Raw genomic sequence first — 18,667 nt, forward strand, 5'->3', positions numbered from 1 at the left:
GAAATTTTGACGCTGTCATTCGCTCGCGGTCAATGCTACGACGCATTCATGCAAACAGATGACACCGACCGGCGCCTGCTGCGCCAGCTCCAGGCCGCGCCGGAGGCCGCCATTGCCGATCTGGCGGAGCGCGCCAATGTCTCCGCCGCGACGGCGCGGCGGCGGCTCGACCGGATGCGGGAGGCGGGGCTGTTCCGCGGGCCGCGGGCGGTGATCGACTGGGACGCCCTCGGCTACCGGGTGGAGGTGTCGCTGCGCATCGCCATCGACAAGACCGTGCCGGGGGCCTTCGACGTCTTTCTGGAGGAGGCGCGCAAGATCCCCGAGGTGACCGAGATCCAGACATTCCTCGGCCGGGTCGACCTGCGGCTCTCGGTCCGGGCGCGGGACATGGCGGATTACCAGCGGCTCTACCGCGACCGCATCCTTTCCCTGCCGCACATGGCGGATATCGAGGCGCTGGTGCGCGTCGCCACCATCTTCGAACGCGAAAGCCTGCCCTTGTGATCGAGCTGGACGACACCGACCGGGCGCTGCTGCGGGCGCTGGCCGAGGATGCGACCGAAGGGGCGGGGGCGCTGGGACGGCGGCTGGGACTCAGCCAGCCCGCGGCCTGGCGGCGGATCAGGCGGCTGGAGGACGCGGGCGCAATCTCCGGCCGGGCGATCGATCTCGACCGCGAGAAGCTGGGCTTCGGAGTCACGGTGTTCCTCGGCATCAAGCTTGCCGCGAAGGGCCGCCACGGGCTGGAGGATTTCGAGCGGGCGATTTCCGCCATCCCCGAAGTTCAGGCGGTGCATCATGTGCTTGGCCGTTTCGACTACCGTCTGATCGTCACCGCCCGCGACCTGCCGGATTTCGAGCGGGTGCTCAGGCGGCGGATCATGGTGCTGCCCTCGGTCGGCGAGGTGGAGGCCAATGTGCTCCTCAGCCAGGAGCGGCGGCCCGGGCCGCTCTAGCCCCTGCAAGGGGGCAATGTCTTGCGCCGTCCCGGAAATCGGATAGCGTTCCCGTGTCGGTCACGGAATTTCGGACATGCAGGCAATCGCCGCGATAACGGACAACGCTTCGCTACATGTCACTTGGGCGCTGACAGTGCTGGGCGGCACGCTCTTGACGGTCGTGGGGACGTCCCATCTCAGCCCGGGATCGGTGGCCATGCGGCTCGGCTATCTGCTTTTGCTCCCCGCTTGGGTACTTCTCGGGGCGTCGATCTATTTCGGCGACCGGGTGCTGCGGAATGCGATTGCGTGGCAGATCGCGAAAGCCTCGGGCAATGATGTCACAACGGGAAAGATCTTCACTGAGATCAATCGGGATTTCGGGGCACAGATGGACATGCTGACCTGGGCGGGTGGCTGCCTGGTGTCTAGCTGTTCTTCTATCTGCTTTGGTGGGTCTTCCTGCGGCAGTCTGAAAAGGAAAAAGGATGAGTCATGATCCGGTTTCTTGCATGTGGGGCGCTCTACGCGTTTCCTATGGCAGCACAGGCGCAGGACTCCTGTCCCTGCTATCCGTTTCCCTATGAACCCGACCCGCCCTGTGTGGAAATTTGCGTTCCCTCCCTGCTGGGCAATGTGCCGACGGAGGCTCTTGCAGACGTCCTAGATCTGCCGGCCTTCGCCTGGGCCGAGATTGCGGTGCGCCAGCAGGCCGGAAATGTCCCGGAGACCCTGGAGGACGGATATGCAGGGGATGTGGCGGCGGCGATCCGGGCAGCCCTCAAGCGGGCCGATCCGGCAGAGGTGAATGCGCTGCTGGAAGAGTTCGTCGTGAAATAGCCGTCGGCCCGCCTGGTGTAGGTCGGCCGCCTATTTCCCGCGCGCGCCGAGGCCGGCCTTCATCATGATGCGCCGCACCGGCGAGATGCCGTAGATCAGGCCGAGCCCCGCCTTGCGCAGGTCGCGCAGCGGCTGCGGCTCCATCATCGACATGCGGTTCAGCAGGTCCACGCCGAAGACCCTGGCGGCCACTTCCGGCCGCCGCGTGCGGTCGTAGCGCGCCAGCAGGGCGGCATCGCCCAGCGTCTCGGGATCGGTGCCGAAGAGCTCCAGCAGAAGGCCAAGATCGGCGAGGCTCATGTTCAGCCCCTGCGCCCCGATCGGCGGCACGACATGCGCGGCCTCGGCCATCAGCGCCGTGCGCTGGCCGCAGAAGCGGTCGGCCATCATCGCCATCATCGGCCAGAGGCTGCGCTCCGTCACCAGTTCCAGCGGGCCGAACAACCCGCAGCTGCGCGCGGTGGCCTCGGCATCGAAGCTTTCGGGCGGCAGCGCGGCCAGCCGCTCGGCCTCGGCATTGCTCTCCATCCAGACCACGGCGGAGCAGGGGCTGCCGTCCCGGTCGGGCAGGGGGACCAGGGTGAAGGGACCGCCGGAGCGGTGGATCTCTGTTGAGACATTGCCGTGCGGCACCGAATGCCGCACGGCGAAGGCCAGGGCCTTCTGGTTGTAGCGGATGCGCCGGGCGCCGAGTCCCAGCGCCTCGCGCACCCGGCTGTTCCGTCCGTCCGCGCCGATCGCCATGCGCGCGGCCACGGAGCTGCCGTCCCCCAGCCGCGCCAGGACCTCGGTTTCGCGGGTGGCCAGATCGGCAAGGCCGGTCCCGGGCCGGAAATCGACCGTGGCCAGCTCGTCCAGCCGGGCGGCCAGCTCGCGGCGGATGAGCCAGTTGGGCAGGTTCCAGGCAAAGGGCGCCTCGCCCAGATCTGCCGAGTCGAAGTCCCGCGACAGCCGCGGCACGATCTCGCGCCCGCCGGCATCGACAATGCGCATCACCTTCAGCGCGGATGCATGGGGGGCGAGCCGGGTCCAGAGCCCGGCCTCGGACAGAAGGTCCTGTCCGGGCTGCAGGATCGCGGTGGTGCGCCAGTCGGCGCCGGCGGCTTCGCCCGCAATGACGGGCGGCGCCGGATCGACGCAGAGCACGTGCATGCCCCGCGCGCCGAAGGCGGCCGCGGCCGAAAGCCCGGCCAGGCCGCCCCCTGCGATCACGATGTCGAATTCCTGTCTGGCCGTGCCCATGATGCGCCCTCCGGTTGCGGGGCCCTTGATGCGCCCTCCGGTCGGCCGGTTTTCTAGACGCTTCGCGGGCAGGGACCAGAGGTCAGTTCGTCACCCGCGCGAAATCAGGATCATGATCGCGAACATCGCGAAGGTCATGAACAGCGCCGGAAAGATCAGGCCCGGCAGGCCGAACAGCATCACGCAGCAGCCCCAGAACGCGACCCACGCCCCGACGAACCAGGCAGCATTGGTCGAGGTCGCCTCGGTGTCGTGGCGCACCATCCAGCCGATGCAGGGGATCGGGTGCAGCATCTTCTCGAACTTGGAGACCTTGGGGGTGTCGGTTGCCGTGGCGGTCATGCGCGTTTCCTCGGGATCGCTGTATCACATCAGGAAGCGTGTATCTCAGAAAATGGCCGCGAATCCCATACCGATTTTCGTCCCGGGCGCTGACAATCCCGCGACACGGTTTCCCGGTGCCTGTCCCCCTTTTCCCCGTTGCATCCCGCTGCATACCGATGCAGGCTCCGCCGCATGTGTGCACAGCAAACGAACAAGGATGCCTATTCGCTGATCCTCGAGGCGATCGATGCCGGACTCTACAGTCCCGGCGACCGCCTGGTCGAAAGCGAGCTGGCCGAACGCTTCGGCGTGTCGCGGACGCCGATCCGCGAGGCGCTCCAGCGGCTGGAAACCCAGTCGCTCCTGACCCGCGACGGGCGCAGCCTGATCGTCGCCTCGCTCGACCACAACCAGATGGCCGAGCTCTATGTCGTGCGCACCGAGCTGGAGGGACTGGCCGCGCGGCTGGCCGCACAGCATGCCACGCCCGAGGAAATCCGCGTGCTGCGCGAGATGGTCGAGGAGGACCGCGCGCTGCTGGGCGATCCGCAGGCGCTGGCCCGCGCCAACCGGCGGTTCCACAAGCAGATCCACCTGGCCTCGCACAACCGCTACCTGGTGCAGCAGCTCGACCTCGTGCACCGCTCCATGGCGCTGCTGGCCTCGACCTCGCTGGCCGCGGAGGGGCGCGGCGACCGCGCGCTGGCCGAGCATGACGAGATCGTCGCCTGCCTGGAGGCGCATGACGGCGACGGCGCCTACGAGGCCCTGAAGATCCATATCTCCAAGGCCTTCGAAACCCGGCTGCGGCTCGATTCGGAAAAAGCGCCGGTCTGAGCGGCGCGGCGCGCGGGAGGCTCTAGGCGGAGGGCCTCCGCCATGGCAGAACCACGTCATGAAGATCATTTTCTCTCACCAGAATTTCCCCGCGCAATTCGGCCATTTCGGCGCCTATCTGGCCCGGACCGGCTGGGACGTGACATTCTTCACCGCCGCCGAGGCGGCGAAGCCGCCGGAAGGCTGCCGGATGGTGAAGATGGGGGCCCATCGCGAGCCGGGCGATCAGACCCACCGCTATCTGCGCGGCCTGGAATCGGCGGTGCTGAACGCGCAGGGATTTGCCAATGCCGCGATGCGCGCGCGCGCCAAGATTCCCGAACCCGATGTCGTCGTGGCGCATTCCGGCTGGGGATCGGGCAGTTTCGCGAAGGCGGTCTGGCCGGAGACGAAATTCGTCAGCTACGCCGAATGGTACTACCGCTGGCCGCCGCGCGACCTGGGCAGCGAAAAGCCCTCGCAGGGGCCCGAGGACGGGCGCGCCTATACCATGTCGCGCAACCTGCCGATGCTCCTGGATTTCGACCAGGCCGACCGGATCTGGTGCCCGACCGGATTCCAGGCGGCGCAATTCCCGGAAGCCTACCGCCAGCGCATGACCGTCCGCCATGACGGCGTCGACTGCGAAACTTTCTCGCCCGCGAAGGCCTGGGTCGAAGGCGTTCCCGAGGATGCGGAACTGGTCACCTACGCGACCCGCGGAATGGAGCCGCATCGCGGATTTCCGGAATTCATGCGCGCCTTGGCGATGCTCCAGAAGCAGCGGCCCAAGATGCATGCGGTCATCGCCGGGCAGGACCGCGTCGCCTATGGCGAAAAGCTGCCGGAAGGCGAAAGCTGGAAGGCGCGGATGCTGGAAGAGCTCGATCTCGATCTGGACCGCATCCATTTCGTCGGGCTGCTGCCCTACGCGAAGTACCGCGAATTGCTGCAGGCCTCGATGGCGCATGTCTACTTGACCGTGCCCTTCGTCCTGAGCTGGTCGATGATCGAGTCGATGGCCGTGGGCTGTCCGATGGTGGTGTCCGACACGCCTCCGGTGCGGGAGGTGGTGACCGACGGCTCGATGGCCGAAATCGTCGGCCTGCGCGATGCCGATGCGGTGGCCCGGGCGATTGCGCGGCTGCTCGACGATCCCGACATGGCCCGGCGCAAGGGCGAAATGGCGCGGCGGCGGGTGCTTGCCGCCTATGACCGGCGCTGGATCTGGCCCGCAAGGGCGCAGGAACTGGCCGAGCTCGCGACCGAAATCGCCGGCTAGCCACGCGAAGAGGGGCCGGGAGTGTTTTCCCGGCCCCGAATTTCCGGACGGTGCCCGCGATCAGCTGTCGATTTCGAGGATCGACTTCAGCTTCAGATCCTGCGAGGCGCCGTCTTCCTCGGACAGGTTCTTGATTTGAACCAGCTGCGAGTTCGAAATCTTGTCGACGTCATAGGGCACGCCGGTCTTGGCCAGCATGTTTTCTGCAAGGATTTCGAGCTGGCCGCGCTCGACCTGGGTCAGCTTGACCGAGTCGCCGATCGGATCGGGGATGTCGGGCTGATGCTCGTAGCCGATGATCGCCCAGAGCTCGTTGTCGATGTTCCCTGCGGTGCCCTCGTCGCTCAGGTTCTTGATCGCGGCGAGCTGCGAAGGATCGAGGTCGCTGACCGGGTAGTCGATATTCGCCTTGGCCAGAGTTTCCGCAGCAAGCGCCTGAAGCTGGTTCGGTTCGCCGGTCCCGGCAAGGGCATTGTCGACTGCCGGATCATAATTCGGCTCGTTTTCCGGGCCGATGATCACGTAAAGCTCGCTGCGCAGGTCGCTGCCGTCCTTTTCCTCGACGGTATTCTTGATCTGCGCCAGCTGCTCGTCGGAGAGCATGTCGACGTCATAGGAAATCTGCGCTTCCGTGAAAGCCTCCTGGGCCACGGTTTCAAGCTGCGAGCGATCCATGCCGGAGGACGATTGCGCGAAGGCGGCACCGGACATGGACATAATGACGGTGGTGGCAAGCAGCAGCTTTTTCATTTTCGGTCTCCAATTCTGGTCTCGTCTTTCGCGGCTTCAACCGCGTCACGGCCAGTCAACAGGGGGGCGGCCGATTTGTTCCCGGCTCTGTTTCGAGGAGCTTGCCGGACGCAATCGGCATCGGCCCGCACATCGACTTGCAAAAGGTGAATGCATGCAGCCGGGCGTTCCGGCGGCAGTCTCTTGCTGGCAGGGGCCAGCTGCACCGGCCGGGGCTTTGGCAGGTGCTGCCGCATGCACGCAGCGCGGGAATTTCCGGCGTGCACGAATAACTTGGCGCGACTCGCCGCGAAATGAGTAGTTTATTAAGATAAAGTAAAATTTGGCTGCTTCGGAAGACGCAAAAAGGTTCCCGGTATTATTACGGCGAATTGTCAATTCTTCTTGCGCTGCCCCGCATTTCTTTCTAGCACGGAATTCAGGATGGTATTTGCGGATGGCTGGCGTAGTTTGTCGATGAGCCTCCCAAAATTACCCATAAGAAAGGGCAGACATAAAATGGTTGATATCTCAAATCTCTCCCGCGAGGAGCTCGAGGAGCTGAAGGTCGAGATCGACAAGCGCATGGTCGAACTGGAAAAAGAGCAAAAAGTCGCGGCTCTTGCAGAAATGAGGGAAATTGCCAAGCGGCATGGCGTTTCGCTCGAAGAGATGATCCAGATGGCCTCTTCCAACGCATCTCCGACGGGCCAGCTGCCGAAATACCGGCATCCGGAAAACGCCAAGCACACCTGGACCGGCCGCGGCCGGAAGCCGAAATGGCTGGTCGAAGCGCTGGAAGCCGGTGCTTCGCTGGAAGACTTCGCGATCTGAGATCGCTCCTCACGGCGCGCCGCCGCGCCGTGCACCGCCCCGGAGCCGGACCCGCCGCATGCGGCGTGCGGTCCGGCCGGGGCGCCTGTTTGCCTCCCGCCGCAAATCCGGTCCTTGCTTCTCCAGCCGCAATGCGCGCCCGGTCCGGGCCGACCGCCGGAAGGGCGGGTTTCGCCGACTTGATGCAACGCGCCGGATCGGTTCAGCCTTGTGTCTGATGGAATGGCTTACTGTGTCATTTGTCACAGCACCCTGCGCGGCCGATTGCTAGCGTCTCCTTGAAGCTGCCCCGCGACGGGGCTGCAAGGAGAAACAGGCACATGCTCAGCCCCGGCAACAGCGAGGCAGGCAGCGCCCTCGCGGGCGCCGTCTCGCAGACCTTGGCCGTGACGTCCTTTGCGGGCGCTGTGCCGCTGATCCGCATCGGGCAGCTTTCGCCGGAACCGTGCTGGCTGCAGCCGCTGCGGGTGCGCCTGGCGGACCTCTCCCAGGCGGCGCAGCGCTGGCAGGGCGACGTTCCGGCCATCCAGTCGGATCTGCTCGCGCCTTTCGCCGCCTATGCCGGCGCGCTCGCGCCGCTCCTCCAGCAGTCCGGCAGCCGCATTGCGGTGCTCGAACGGATCGAAATGCTGCAGGGACTGGCGGCGGCGGGCGCCGCGCGGATGGCGCGGGCGCAAGGCGCCTTCTCGGAACATCTCGCCGCGATGCGCCGCGCCCAAGCCGGGCTGGAGGAGCCGCTCCGCGGTGCCTGGCACGGGCTCGCGGCGCAGGAGGCGGGAATGGCCGCGCTGGCGGCCAAGGTTGCCGCGCTTCAGGCCCATGTCGACTCCTGGCAGTCTCCGGTGGAGGAGGCGCTGCTCGATCCGCGGCAGGGCCATGTCCAGACCATGGTGACGATTTCCCTGCCGCTCTCCGGACCGGAGGGGCGCGAGACCCCGTTCCTGTCCCTGGTGTCAGAGCTCGGGTCTGCCGGAGAAATTGGCCGCGGTCCCGGTCGCGATGCCGCGATGCGGTTCCTCGATGATATCGCGCGGCTGCGCGCCCGGCTGAGCCCGGCAGCCCAGGCCGCGGCGCTCGCGACGTCCGTGACCCGGACGGTCGACAGTGCCGACCGGGCGGTTTCGGGCCGTGCGGACCGCTTTCCCGAAATCCTGCGGATGTGGCGGACCGAGACAGACACGCTCGCCGCCCTCGGCACTGCGCTGCGCGCCGGGGCGGAGCCGTCGGCGATGCCCGCGCTCGGCGGTCTCCGGGTGGCCGCGGCGGACTGGCAGGCGCTGGCCGCGCTGGCCCGCAGCTGCGCCCTGTTTCCTGCCGTCCGCGCGCGGCAGGGCAGGCCGGTCGCGCTTGCCGCCCATGCCCCTGTTGCAGCGATGACGGCCTGAACCGGCGAAGAGGGAAGAATGAAGGACATGACAGAGCCCCCCGCTTTCCGGGAATGCCCGGATGCCCTTGGCGACGTCCGGCTGACCCGGCGCAGAGCGTCGGCCGCTGCGGAAGTGATCCCCTATCCGCCGCAATCCGTGCCCGTCCGGCCCCCGGAGCCGGAGCGGAGCGCGGCCCTCCCCGCCGCGGGTCCGCAGCCCGAGATGGCCCCCGAAACCTGGCCTTGCGGCCTCTTTCCCGACTGGCCCGCGGCCGGGGAGCCGTCCGCAGCCGCCCGTCCCGCCTTGCCCGCCCGGGCATGTCCCGACACGCTCCCGCGAAGGAACTTCCCATGACCCCCGGCTTCATCCGTGCCCATCAGCGCGCCGACGGCGCATTCCTCTCGGAGCTTCTGCCAGACAGCGGCCGTTCCGCCGAAAGCAACGGCGCCGTCACCGCGCTCTGCCTGGATGCAATCTGGCCGCAGCGCGAGGATGTCCAGCTCGATGCCGGGATCGCCGCGGCGCTCGATTACCTGGAAAGCTGCGAAACCCCGGACCGTCCCGGCCATTTCTGCCTCTATCCCGGCGCAGCGCGGCCGACCTGGATGGCCGAAGCCCTGCCGCCGGAACTGGATGCGACCGCGCTGATCGCGGTCACGCTGCACCGCTACGGCCGCCGCAGCCTGGGCGACCTGCAGGCGATCTACCGCGAGGCGCTTGTGCCGGTGCGGCTGGAGCAGCTGACCGCGGCTTCGGAGCCGTGGCACGACTACGACGTCTTCGGTACCTGGCTGGTTCCGGACATGCTGGACAATCCGGTGGACGTGGCGGCCAATGTCAACGCCTTGGTGCTGCTGGAACTTCTCGGCCAGCCCATGCCGGAAATCCCGGCGATCCGGCTGATGCTGGCGCGGGCGCTCGACTGGGCGGGCAGCTCCAAGGAGCGCATGCAGCGGCTGTCGCCCTGGCATCCCGAGCCAGTCGAATTGCTGCGCGCGCTGGAACGCGCGGAGCGTCTCGGGGTGGGCGGACTTGGCCACATGGCGGCCGGGCTGCGCCAGCTGGACTGGGTGCAGGCGGATCTGGCGGCGGAGGAACCGCTGGCGCTGCGCGGGGCGGGCGACGGGCGGCACAGCTGGAGCTGCGAACTGCTCCACGAATTGCGGCGGTCCGAGCCCGGATCGGGCACGGTGCGTCGGCTGCGCCGCGTGCAATAGCGGCCGGATTGCCGCGGCCCCCGGCCGTTCGGGGGAATTGCCGCCGCCGTTGCCGGGAGGTATTTCTCGGCGATGCGGAAGGTTTTCGAGAGTCGGACAGGGCTGCCAGGTATCGGCGGCAGTTGGGGCGTGCACAGCGGCGGCGCGGCCGGAGGACGGGCATGAGCCGGTCCGCGCCGGTCTGGGCCGGTCTGCCGCTTTTCGAGGGCATTGTCCCGGAGCAGCTCGAGCGGCTGAACCTCCGCTGGACGGAAGCCGGCTTCGCGCCGGGGCAGATGGTCTTCGACCGCGAGGATCCGGGCCGCGATGTCTATTTCCTCCTGTCCGGTGCGCTGCTCGCCGTCTACTGGACCGAGGATGGCCGCGAGGTGGTCTATACCCGCATCGGGACTGGAGCGCTGATCGGCGAGCTGTCGGCCATCGACGGCGGCGCGCGGTCGCTGGCGATCTTCGCGCGGGCTCCGTCGCGCCTTCTGCAGCTTTCCGAGGCCTCCTTCCGGCTGCTGATCGACGAAGTGCCCGAGATCCGCAGCCGGGTGATGCGCGACCTGGTGGCGCGGATCCGCGACCTGACCCAGAAGGCGCACGAGCTTTCGACCTATTCGATCGAGCAAAGGCTCTGTGCCTATCTCATGCGCCTGTCTCTGCAGGCCGGCAGCCTGCAGCCGGGCGCGGTGATTTCCGATGCGCCGACGCATCTGGAGATCGCGGGCTCGATCGGCGCGAACCGCGAGATGGTCTCCCGCTCGATGAGCCGGCTGGCAAAGCGCGGCGCAATCCGGACTGCGCGCCGGAAGATCGAGATCCTCGACCCCGACATGCTGTCTGACGTGCTCTGAGCCGGACATCGCCGCTGCTGTCCGGCTGGCTTCCGGTCTGCGCTCGGGATGCCGGCTGGCCATGCTGCCGCTGGTCCGGTCCCCGGGGGCGGCTCGCCGGGCCCGCCGGTCGGCACGAACTCCCGGATTGGCGCTGCCCGCGCATGACCTTGCCTTCGAAGCAGTGGCACCGCTGCATTGCTCACTTGGAAAATCGCGGCAGTCCGCTGTGCGCCGCGGTCACGTTTGCCGGGCGCTAGCGCGATCTCGTGCGCAGCATGCGGGGAGCGCTTCCGGCCCTTGCTCCGGGCGCGCCGGATGTCCAACGGCATCATCGTGGCGGGGATGCCGTGCCGGAACCGCGGCGCGGCGGCGGGCAGGAGGCCGCTCCCGCCGCGCATCATCCGACGCAGCGTTTCCGCTCGTCCAAAATTTTCTTTGGTCACGGGGGCGGTACGGACGCTGACGAGGACTTCCCGTTTCCGCGGGTGCGGGCCCCCGCGGGGCGTTCAGTGCGCATTGCCGGTTCGGTCTGAGGCGCAAGCTGCGGCTCCGCAGGGGCGCCCGCGTCGGAGCGATGGAGGGTTTCCCGGACCGCGAAGCCGCAGATGGGCACAGCAATCTCCGGGATGACGGCAAAGTCGTCCTTCGTTGGGACCGAAAACTCGGAACTCGCCACGGCTACCTGGCCCGCGGAATGCGGTGGCAGTCGTGGCGGAGGTTCGAATTTCAGTTGCAGGGCGGTCGGGTCTGTGGCCGCCAGCCGGAACTCCCGGCGCAATCGCGCGAACCGGCCGGAGCCGGTTCGGCAGGGCGTGCGGACCGGAGGGCCTTACTCGGCGGCCTTGAGTTCGAATCCGCGGTTGATCATGTCGACCGGCTTGACCGGGTATTCGCCGGAGAAGCAGGCATCGCAGTAGCGCGGCGCCGCTGGATCGCGGCCCTGGGACTCGCCCACAGCACGGTAGAGCCCGTCGAGCGAGATGAATTTCAGCGAATCGACGCCCAGGTAGTCGCACATCTCGTCCTCGGACATGCGCGCGGCCAGCAGCTTGTCGCGGTCTGGCGTGTCGACGCCGTAGAAGCAGGGCCAGGCCGTGGGCGGGGAGGCGATGCGGAAATGCACCTCGGCCGCGCCGGCATCGAGGATCATCTCCTTGATCTTGCGCGAGGTCGTGCCGCGGACAACGGAGTCGTCGACCAGGATGATCCGCTTGCCGCGCACCAGCGCGCGGTTGACGTTCAGCTTCAGCCGGACGCCCATGTTGCGGATCTGCTCGGTCGGCTCGATGAAGGTCCGGCCCATGTACTGGTTGCGGGTGATGCCGAGCGCGAAGGGAATGCCCGACTCCGCCGAGAAGCCAACCGCTGCGGGGGTGCCGCTGTCGGGGACGGGGCAGACCAGGTCGGCCTCGACCGGGGCTTCGCGCGCCAGTTCCACGCCGATCTGGCGGCGGGTCTCGTAGACCGAGCGGCCGCCGAGAATCGAATCGGGCCGGGAGAAGTAGACATGCTCGAAGATGCAGAACCGGCCGGGCACGCGGTTGAAGGGGAAGTAGCTCTGCACCCCGTCCTTCTCGGAGATGACGACCATCTCGCCGGGCTCGATCTCGCGGATGAACTCGGCGCCGATGATGTCGAGCGCGCAGGTCTCGGAGGACAGCACCCAGCCTTCGCCGAGGCGGCCGAGGACCAGCGGGCGCACACCCAGCGGATCGCGCACGCCGATCAGCTTGGTGCGGGTCATCGCGACGACCGAGAAGGCGCCTTCGACGCGGCGCAGCGCGTCCTTCATGCGTTCCGGGATGTCCTTCTGCAGCGAGCGCGCCATCAGGTGGATGATGCATTCGCTGTCCGAGGAGGACTGGAAGATCGAGCCGCGCTCGATCAGTTCGCGGCGCAGTTCCTCGGCATTGGTGATGTTGCCGTTATGGGCTATCGCCGCGCCGCCCATGGAGAATTCTCCGAAGAAGGGCTGCACGTCGCGGATCTGGGTGTTGCCCTTCGATCCGGCGGTGGAATAGCGCACATGGCCGATGGCGAGCGGCCCGGGCAGGCGCTTGATCACGTCCTGCGAGGTGAAGTTGTCGCGGATGTAGCCGAAGCGGCGGTCGGAGTTGAAGCCGATGCCGGGGGCATGGGTGACGATGCCGCCGGCTTCCTGGCCGCGGTGCTGCAGCGCGTGCAGGCCGAGGGCGACGAAGCTGGAGGCATCCGCGGTGCCGATCACGCCGAAGACGCCGCATTCCTCGCGCAGCTTGTCATCGTCGAAGGGGTTGCTGAAGAAGACGGGCTCAGATTGGGTTTCTTCGCTGGGGAAACCGCAGTCGCTGCCGTGGGTCTCGGTCGCATCGCGCATGGGCTAGGGGCTCCGAATCCGGATTTTGGGAGGTCGGGCTCCCATTAACCCGAAACGTTCCGGGTGTCACGAAAGGATCATAAACAAGGTGTCGCGCGCTAACAAACGTGATCGCTGCCGCGCGCCGCCTTGCCGCGGGCCCAAGTCAGAGGCCGCAGGTGCCCACCAGTGCCTCGTAGCGGGCGAGGATCCAGCCCGGAACGTCGGTGGGGATGCTCGATTCCAGATCCTGCTCGACCGCGGCGAAGACCCGCGCGGTGCGGCTGTCGTCGATGATCGGGAAGGTCGAGGAGACCACGACGCGGTCATAGACCAGCAGCGCCACCGCCACGAGCAGGATGCCGCGCAGCGCGCCGAACAGGAAGCCCAGCCCCTGGTCGACGCCGCCGAGCGCCGAATTCTTCACCAGCGAGGCGAAGAGCGGGCTGAAGATCGACACCACGATCAGGCAGAGGCCGAACACGACGCAGAAGGCGGCGATGATCGACAATTCGCAGCTGTCCTGCAGGAACTGGCCGACATAGGGGATTTCGCGGACCAGCGGTTCCACCTGGTGGGCGAAGAGATAGGCGACGACGGCCGCCGCGACCCAGCCGAGGATCGCCAGCGATTCATGGACGATGCCGCGCGAATAGGCGAGGAGCGCAGAGAGCAGGATGACGATGGCCACCCCCGCATCCAACAGCGTAAACCCGTCCATGCACTCACTCCTTCGATGTCAGCCCGCGCCGAACTGCTCTCCGACGAAGGCGGGGAGGTCCGACACCTGAGAGACGCTCAGACCCGAGGTTTCGCTGAGCCGGCCGCCCGCAGGGGCCAGCGCGTTCCTGAAACCAAGTTTCGCCGCTTCTTTCAACCGGTTTTCCATCTGCGTGACAGGACGCAGCGCCCCGGAGAGGCTGATCTCGCCGAAGACGACGGTGCCTTCGGGCAGCGCCTGGTCCTCGCGCGCGGAGAGCAGCGCCGCCGCGACGGCCAGGTCGGCGGCCGGTTCGCTGATCTTCAGCCCGCCCGCGACGTTGAGATAGACGTCGAGACCCGCGAAGGAGAGGCCGCAGCGCGCCTCCAGGACGGCGAGGATCATCGCCAGCCGCCCCGAATCGAGTCCGACGGTGGAACGGCGCGCCTGTCCCGCGGGGGCGGGGGCAACGAGCGCCTGCAGCTCGCACAGCACCGGCCGCGTGCCCTCGATGCCGGCGAAGACGACCGAGCCCGGCGAGGGCTTGCCGCGGCCGTCGAGAAACAGCGCCGAAGGGTTCCTGACCTCGGCCAGCCCGCGCCCGGTCATCTCGAAGACGCCGATCTCGTCGGCCGGGCCGAAGCGGTTCTTGACCGCGCGCAGGATGCGGAACTGGTGGCCGCGCTCGCCCTCGAAATAGAGCACCGTGTCGACCATGTGCTCGACCACGCGGGGGCCGGCGATCTGGCCCTCCTTGGTGACATGGCCGACGAGGATGACGGAGGTGCCGCGGGATTTCGCGAAGGTGGTCAGCTCATGCGCCGCGGCGCGCACCTGGGAGACGGAGCCGGGCGCGGAATCCACCGTGTCGAGCCACATGGTCTGGATCGAGTCGATGACGGCGAGGTCGGGCCTGGCCTCTTCCAGCGTGGTGAGGATGTCGCGCAGGTTGGTCTCGGCGGCGAGCCGGACATCGGCCTTGCCGAGGCCGAGCCGCTGGGCGCGCATGCGCACCTGGGCGGAGGCTTCCTCGCCCGAGACATAGACGACCTTCAGCCCGGAATGGGCGAAGGCTGCCGCCGCCTGCAGGAGCAGGGTGGACTTGCCGATGCCCGGATCGCCGCCGACGAGGATGGCCGAGGCCGGGACCAGCCCGCCGCCGAGCACGCGGTCAAGCTCGTCGACGCGGGTCTCGCTGCGCGGCGGCGGGGCCTCTTCGGTGGCGAGGTCGAGAAGCGGCACGGTCTTGCCGCGCAGCGCGCCCAGCGACTTGCCGGGGCCGGCGGCGAGGGGGCGTTCCTCGATGACGGTGTCCCAGGCGCCGCAGGCATCGCAGCGGCCCTGCCACTTGGCATGGGCGGCACCGCAGGACGAACAGACGAAGGGGCGGGGTTTCGGAGCCATGTCCGCTGGTTGCCCGAAGCCGGGGCCGGGGGCAAGGGGGCTGCGGCGCTAGCCGCATTCCGCCGCGCGGCGCAGCCGGTCGAGCCTCTGCTGATCCGGATGAGGCGCCGCAGCCAGGCGGCCACGACGAGGAGGGCGGCGAAGCCGAGGGCCGCGGCCGCCCAGCCGAGATCCCGCGAGCCGGCAATGATGCAGGCCAGCCCCAGATTCAGCGCGGTGGAGCGCAGCAGCCGCTGGTCGAAATCCGAGCCCATGACCGCCGCGAAGGCCTCGCCGTGGCGGAGCCGCAATGCACTGTCATCCTTGCCCGGAAACCCGTTGAACACCCAGTCGAGCGGCGTCTGCAGCGTGGCGGTGATCCCGTCGATGGCGGCGCCGGCCGAATAGCACGCGCCGATCAGCAGAACCGTCAAGGGGGCGGCAAACGCTTCGATCCGCGCGGTTTCGCCGGGATGTTCCTGCCAGAGCCGCAGGAGCGCGTCCTGCTGCCAGAAGGCGATCACCATCGCGAACTGGAAGCCGATGATCAGGAGTTCGACCCTGAGGGCGGATGTCGTCATGCTGCGCCTCGTGCCTCGCGGATGCTTTCCTGCGCAGGGTCGGTCCTGGGGCGGCAAGCGGCAAGGCGGGGAAACCGGACCGGGTGCCGGCGCCGCTCAGGCCCTGCGCCAGCTGAGGGCCAGGGAGGTCAGCACGCAGGCGGCGAAGAGCCAGAGGCCCCAGGCGGTCTCGACATGGCCGATGCCCGTGCCCTTGGCGACGACCACATAGAGCGCGATCAGGAAGATGTCGGCCATTGCCAGCCGGGCCATGACCGCCACCACCGGCTTTGCCCGGCGGGTCAGCCAGCCGCGCGCCATCGCCTCGGAGGCGAGGATCTTCGCGTAGGGCGCCACCAGCGCGAAAAGCGCGACGAGGGCGGCCAGCGCCCGGTCGGTCTGCCAGAGGCTGGCGATGCCGGACAGGATGCTGATCTCGCCCAGCCCGAAGAAGGGCAGCAGCCCGGCGCGCAGGAGCGGCGCCGCCCAGGCGACCGGAAAGGCGATCAGCAGGGCGAGGTTCAGCCAGCGCGCGAGGCGGGACATCTGCCTCAGCGCACCGCCTCGATCGGGCCTTCGGCGGAGCCGGAGACGAACTGGTGGACATAGGGGTCGCCGCAGGTATCCAGCTCGGAGACCGGGCCGGTCCAGCGGATCTTGCCGCCATGGAGCATCGCCACCTTGTCGGCGATCGCGCGCACCGAGGTCATGTCATGGGTGATGGTCATGGCCGTCGCGCCCATTTCCACCACGATCTCGCGGATCAGGTCGTTGATCACCCCGGACATGATCGGGTCCAGGCCGGTGGTGGGCTCGTCGAAGAAGATGATCTCGGGCTCGGCGGCGATGGCGCGGGCCAGCCCGACGCGCTTCTGCATGCCGCCCGACAGCTCGGCCGGGTACTGGTCGGCGACATCCGGGGTCAGGCCGACGCGGCGCAGCTTCTCGATGGCGATCTCTCGCGCCTCCTTCTTCGGGCGCTTGAGCTTGCCGCGCAGCAGCCGGAAGGCGACGTTTTCCCAGACATGCAGGCTGTCGAACAGCGCGCCGCCCTGGAACAGCATGCCGAAGCGGGACAGGAATTCCTCGCGGTCCTGCTTCTCGACGTCCTTGCCGTCGACCAGGATCTTGCCCTTGTCCGGATGCACCAGCCCGAGGATGCATTTCAGCGTCACCGACTTGCCCGTGCCCGAGCCGCCGATGATCACCATGCTCTCGCCCTTCGGGATCGACAGGTTGACGCCTCGGAGGATTTCTTTCGGCCCGAAGGCCTTGTGGATGTCCTGGATCTCGATCATGCGGAGAAGAACACCTCGGTCAGCAGATAGTTGGACGCCAGGATCAGCACCGATGCGGCGACCACGGCGGTTTTCGTGGCCTTGCCGACGCCTTGCGCGCCGCGGCCCGACTGCATCCCCTGGTAGCAGCCCATCAGCGCGATCAGGAAGCCGAACACCGCGCCCTTCACCAGCCCCGAGAACACGTCGTCGAAGCTGAGGATGTTGACGGTGTTGGTGATGTAGGTCGCGGCGTTGAAGCCCAGCCGCTGGGTGGCAACCAGATAGCCGCCCATGATGCCGATCACGTCGCCGACCGCGACGAGGGCGGGCATCGACAGGGTCGCGGCCAGAACGCGCGGCGCGGTCAGGTATTTCATCGGGTTGGTGGACAGCGTGACCAGCGCATCGATCTGCTCGGTCACCTTCATCGTGCCGATCTCCGCGGCCACCGAGGAGGCGACGCGCGCCGCGACCATCAGCCCGCCGAGCACCGGACCGAGTTCGCGCACCATGCCGATGGCGACGATCTGCGGCACCACCGCCTCGGCCGAGAACCGCGCCGAGCCGTCATAGATCTGCAGCGCCAGCGCCGCGCCGGTAAAGATCGCGGTCATGCCCACGACCGGCAGGCTGAGCCAGCCGATGGTCAGCAGCGCATGCCAGATCTCGCGCGGATACCATGGCGGCGTGAAGATGTGGCGCACCGTTCCGGCGGCGAAGATCGACAGCCGGCCGACCCAGGCAAGCGCGGAGAGGACGTTGCGTCCCAGAGCGGCGATCGGCGAGAGCAGTCCCATGGCACCCCTTAACGTTGTCACGGGCACTCTGGCCCTGCAGGCCGCCCGACCAGAGACCTGCCGCAAAATGCCGTGTGCCGCAAGGGGCCGCGGGGACACAGGCTTGCGACCGCGGCAAAGCGCGGGACGGCAGCGGCCATTTCGGGTATCCCGGAAATATGGACAAGAATCGCACCCTCGCCGCACTTTCCGCCCTCGGGCACGAAACCCGGCTCGATGTCTTCCGGCTTCTGGTGCAGACCGGCGAGGCGGGCCTGGCGGCCGGCGAGATCGGAACGCGGCTCGGCGTGCGGGCGAACACGCTCTCGGCCAATCTCTGGGTGCTGTCCCAGGCGGGCATGATCTTCTCGCGCCGCGAAGGCAGGTCGATCCGCTATTTCGCCGACATGGAAGGGATGCGCGGGCTGCTGGGCTTCCTGATGGAGGATTGCTGCGGCGGCAATCCCGGCGCCTGTCGGCCGGCGCTCGACGACATCTTCGCCGATTGCGCGGCGGCGTCCTGCTGCGGCGGCAGCGCGGGCACCTGCTAGCCCGCTGCGGCGCGTAGCATTGCTGCACCGCCCGGCAGGGCCCATCGGCGCTCCTGTGGTTCCCCGGAACCGCATGTGTTAATATTGCGCCCCAGAAAGCATCCGGAACGGACAGGACGATGAGGCAGGCATTTGCAATCGCGGCGGCACTCTGGGCTGCCGGTGGCGCGCATGCGGATCCCTACGAGATCTGCGCAGCGGCGGATGCCGCGACGCCGGGCTATTGCGACTGCGCCATCGTGACCGCGCAGGAATCCGGGATCGACGGCCCCGCGCTGGAGCAGCTGCTGGCCGATGACTGGGCCGCCATCCCGAAGGAAATCGCCGACCGGTTCAGCCTGATCGTGGTGGAATGCCTGCGCGCGACCGAGACCGCGCCCGCCAATCCGGCGCCCGTGCTTTCGGGCGGGCAGGGCGCCACCACCCCGCTCGACCAGCCGATGCCGCCGACCGGACGGGACAGCATCGCGCCCGTGGTGCCGCCTGCGGAGCTGCCTTCGGCGGCGGGCGGCCCGGTCCAGCCCTCCGCCCCGGCGGAGCTGCCTTCGGACGGCGATGCCGGCCGCGCGATGCCCGCAGTCGATGCGCCCGCGCCCGGCGGCGGCGCGCCGGTGACCGTGCGCGAGACGCCGGAGCCGATGGCCCCGCTGGCGCCGACCGCGCATTGAG

Annotated in this window: 22 protein-coding genes; 13 read left to right on the forward strand and 9 right to left on the reverse strand. The window is 68.1% G+C overall.

Going from position 1 to position 18,667, the window contains the following annotated elements; translation table 11 throughout:
* The first annotated feature begins 48 nt into the window (after nucleotides 1–48).
* The 4 genes from HCC78_RS08260 (at nucleotide 49) to HCC78_RS08275 (ending at nucleotide 1,781) form a co-directional block, all read left to right on the forward strand.
* Complete coding sequence (locus HCC78_RS08260) at nucleotides 49–507, forward strand: Lrp/AsnC family transcriptional regulator (RefSeq protein WP_172328283.1); 459 nt, start codon at nucleotides 49–51, stop codon at nucleotides 505–507.
* Complete coding sequence (locus tag HCC78_RS08265) at nucleotides 504–959, forward strand: Lrp/AsnC ligand binding domain-containing protein (RefSeq protein WP_172328284.1); 456 nt, start codon at nucleotides 504–506, stop codon at nucleotides 957–959. Before HCC78_RS08260 ends, HCC78_RS08265 begins: the two co-directional genes overlap by 4 nt.
* Nucleotides 960–1,035: 76 nt before the next feature.
* Nucleotides 1,036–1,440, forward strand: coding sequence for a hypothetical protein (locus tag HCC78_RS08270; protein WP_172328285.1), 405 nt, complete (start codon nucleotides 1,036–1,038; stop codon nucleotides 1,438–1,440).
* Nucleotides 1,437–1,781 carry a hypothetical protein gene (locus HCC78_RS08275; RefSeq protein ID WP_172328286.1) on the forward strand — a complete coding sequence of 115 codons (345 nt, stop codon included), beginning with the start codon at nucleotides 1,437–1,439 and terminating at the stop codon, nucleotides 1,779–1,781. Before HCC78_RS08270 ends, HCC78_RS08275 begins: the two co-directional genes overlap by 4 nt.
* Before the next feature lie 30 nt (nucleotides 1,782–1,811).
* On the opposite strand, the gene HCC78_RS08280 is transcribed toward HCC78_RS08275, so the two are convergent.
* Entirely contained in the window at nucleotides 1,812–3,023 is a 1,212-nt protein-coding gene (locus HCC78_RS08280; protein WP_172328287.1) for a UbiH/UbiF family hydroxylase, read from the reverse strand.
* A 90-nt stretch (nucleotides 3,024–3,113) separates the two neighbouring features.
* On the reverse strand, nucleotides 3,114–3,365 hold the full coding sequence (locus HCC78_RS08285; RefSeq protein WP_172328288.1) for a hypothetical protein: 252 nt from the start codon (nucleotides 3,363–3,365) through the stop codon (nucleotides 3,114–3,116).
* 174 nt (nucleotides 3,366–3,539) lie between these two features.
* On the opposite strand from HCC78_RS08285, the gene HCC78_RS08290 reads away from it, so the two are divergent.
* Together HCC78_RS08290 and HCC78_RS08295 are read left to right on the forward strand one after the other, a co-directional pair.
* On the forward strand, nucleotides 3,540–4,184 hold the full coding sequence (locus tag HCC78_RS08290) for a GntR family transcriptional regulator (protein ID WP_172328289.1): 645 nt from the start codon (nucleotides 3,540–3,542) through the stop codon (nucleotides 4,182–4,184).
* Between the two features lie 58 nt (nucleotides 4,185–4,242).
* On the forward strand, nucleotides 4,243–5,445 hold the full coding sequence (locus HCC78_RS08295; RefSeq protein ID WP_172328290.1) for a glycosyltransferase: 1,203 nt from the start codon (nucleotides 4,243–4,245) through the stop codon (nucleotides 5,443–5,445).
* 60 nt (nucleotides 5,446–5,505) lie between these two features.
* Here HCC78_RS08295 and HCC78_RS08300 read toward each other — a convergent pair whose 3' ends face one another.
* Complete coding sequence (locus HCC78_RS08300; protein ID WP_172328291.1) at nucleotides 5,506–6,195, reverse strand: hypothetical protein; 690 nt, start codon at nucleotides 6,193–6,195, stop codon at nucleotides 5,506–5,508.
* A gap of 423 nt (nucleotides 6,196–6,618) precedes the next feature.
* Between HCC78_RS08300 and HCC78_RS08305 the strand changes: the two genes are divergently transcribed.
* From HCC78_RS08305 to HCC78_RS08320, 4 genes are all read left to right on the forward strand, one after another.
* The gene (locus tag HCC78_RS08305; protein WP_172328292.1) at nucleotides 6,619–7,008 is read left to right on the forward strand and encodes an H-NS family nucleoid-associated regulatory protein; all 390 of its coding nucleotides are present in this window, start codon (nucleotides 6,619–6,621) and stop codon (nucleotides 7,006–7,008) included.
* A gap of 320 nt (nucleotides 7,009–7,328) precedes the next feature.
* The gene (locus HCC78_RS08310) at nucleotides 7,329–8,393 is read left to right on the forward strand and encodes a hypothetical protein (protein WP_172328293.1); all 1,065 of its coding nucleotides are present in this window, start codon (nucleotides 7,329–7,331) and stop codon (nucleotides 8,391–8,393) included.
* A 332-nt stretch (nucleotides 8,394–8,725) separates the two neighbouring features.
* A complete protein-coding gene (locus HCC78_RS08315; RefSeq protein WP_172328294.1) occupies nucleotides 8,726–9,592 on the forward strand; it encodes a hypothetical protein in 867 nt (288 codons plus the stop codon).
* 161 nt (nucleotides 9,593–9,753) lie between these two features.
* Nucleotides 9,754–10,431 carry a Crp/Fnr family transcriptional regulator gene (locus HCC78_RS08320; protein ID WP_172328295.1) on the forward strand — a complete coding sequence of 226 codons (678 nt, stop codon included), beginning with the start codon at nucleotides 9,754–9,756 and terminating at the stop codon, nucleotides 10,429–10,431.
* Nucleotides 10,432–11,242: 811 nt separating this feature from the next.
* Here HCC78_RS08320 and purF read toward each other — a convergent pair.
* The 3 genes from purF to radA form a co-directional block, all read right to left on the reverse strand.
* On the reverse strand, nucleotides 11,243–12,769 hold the full coding sequence (purF, locus tag HCC78_RS08325) for an amidophosphoribosyltransferase (RefSeq protein ID WP_172328296.1): 1,527 nt from the start codon (nucleotides 12,767–12,769) through the stop codon (nucleotides 11,243–11,245).
* 145 nt (nucleotides 12,770–12,914) lie between these two features.
* The gene (locus HCC78_RS08330) at nucleotides 12,915–13,469 is read right to left on the reverse strand and encodes a CvpA family protein (protein ID WP_172328297.1); all 555 of its coding nucleotides are present in this window, start codon (nucleotides 13,467–13,469) and stop codon (nucleotides 12,915–12,917) included.
* Between the two features lie 18 nt (nucleotides 13,470–13,487).
* On the reverse strand, nucleotides 13,488–14,852 hold the full coding sequence (radA, locus tag HCC78_RS08335) for a DNA repair protein RadA (RefSeq protein WP_172328298.1): 1,365 nt from the start codon (nucleotides 14,850–14,852) through the stop codon (nucleotides 13,488–13,490).
* Nucleotides 14,853–15,038: 186 nt separating this feature from the next.
* On the opposite strand from radA, the gene HCC78_RS08340 reads away from it, so the two are divergent.
* Complete coding sequence (locus HCC78_RS08340; RefSeq protein ID WP_172328299.1) at nucleotides 15,039–15,239, forward strand: hypothetical protein; 201 nt, start codon at nucleotides 15,039–15,041, stop codon at nucleotides 15,237–15,239.
* A gap of 269 nt (nucleotides 15,240–15,508) precedes the next feature.
* On the opposite strand, the gene HCC78_RS08345 is transcribed toward HCC78_RS08340, so the two are convergent.
* The 3 genes from HCC78_RS08345 to HCC78_RS08355 are packed head-to-tail and all read right to left on the reverse strand — an operon-like array spanning nucleotide 15,509 to nucleotide 17,468.
* Nucleotides 15,509–15,937 carry a paraquat-inducible protein A gene (locus HCC78_RS08345; RefSeq protein WP_172328300.1) on the reverse strand — a complete coding sequence of 143 codons (429 nt, stop codon included), beginning with the start codon at nucleotides 15,935–15,937 and terminating at the stop codon, nucleotides 15,509–15,511.
* A gap of 5 nt (nucleotides 15,938–15,942) precedes the next feature.
* Entirely contained in the window at nucleotides 15,943–16,689 is a 747-nt protein-coding gene (locus tag HCC78_RS08350; protein WP_172328301.1) for an ABC transporter ATP-binding protein, read from the reverse strand.
* Complete coding sequence (locus HCC78_RS08355; RefSeq protein ID WP_172328302.1) at nucleotides 16,686–17,468, reverse strand: ABC transporter permease; 783 nt, start codon at nucleotides 17,466–17,468, stop codon at nucleotides 16,686–16,688. Before HCC78_RS08355 ends, HCC78_RS08350 begins: the two co-directional genes overlap by 4 nt.
* A gap of 158 nt (nucleotides 17,469–17,626) precedes the next feature.
* Here HCC78_RS08355 and HCC78_RS08360 point away from each other — a divergent pair, with 158 nt between their 5' ends.
* Both HCC78_RS08360 and HCC78_RS08365 read left to right on the forward strand, forming a co-directional pair.
* Nucleotides 17,627–17,998: a helix-turn-helix transcriptional regulator gene (locus HCC78_RS08360; RefSeq protein ID WP_172328303.1), complete on the forward strand. Its 372-nt coding sequence runs from the start codon at nucleotides 17,627–17,629 to the stop codon at nucleotides 17,996–17,998.
* 119 nt (nucleotides 17,999–18,117) lie between these two features.
* Nucleotides 18,118–18,666 (forward strand): hypothetical protein, encoded by a 549-nt coding sequence (locus HCC78_RS08365; RefSeq protein WP_172328304.1) that lies wholly within the window; start codon nucleotides 18,118–18,120, stop codon nucleotides 18,664–18,666.
* The last annotated feature ends 1 nt before the right edge of the window (nucleotide 18,667 follow it).

Origin of the sequence: Mangrovicoccus sp. HB161399 (assembly GCF_013184745.1) — a bacterium.
In the GTDB taxonomy this organism is placed as follows: Bacteria; Pseudomonadota; Alphaproteobacteria; order Rhodobacterales; family Rhodobacteraceae; genus Mangrovicoccus.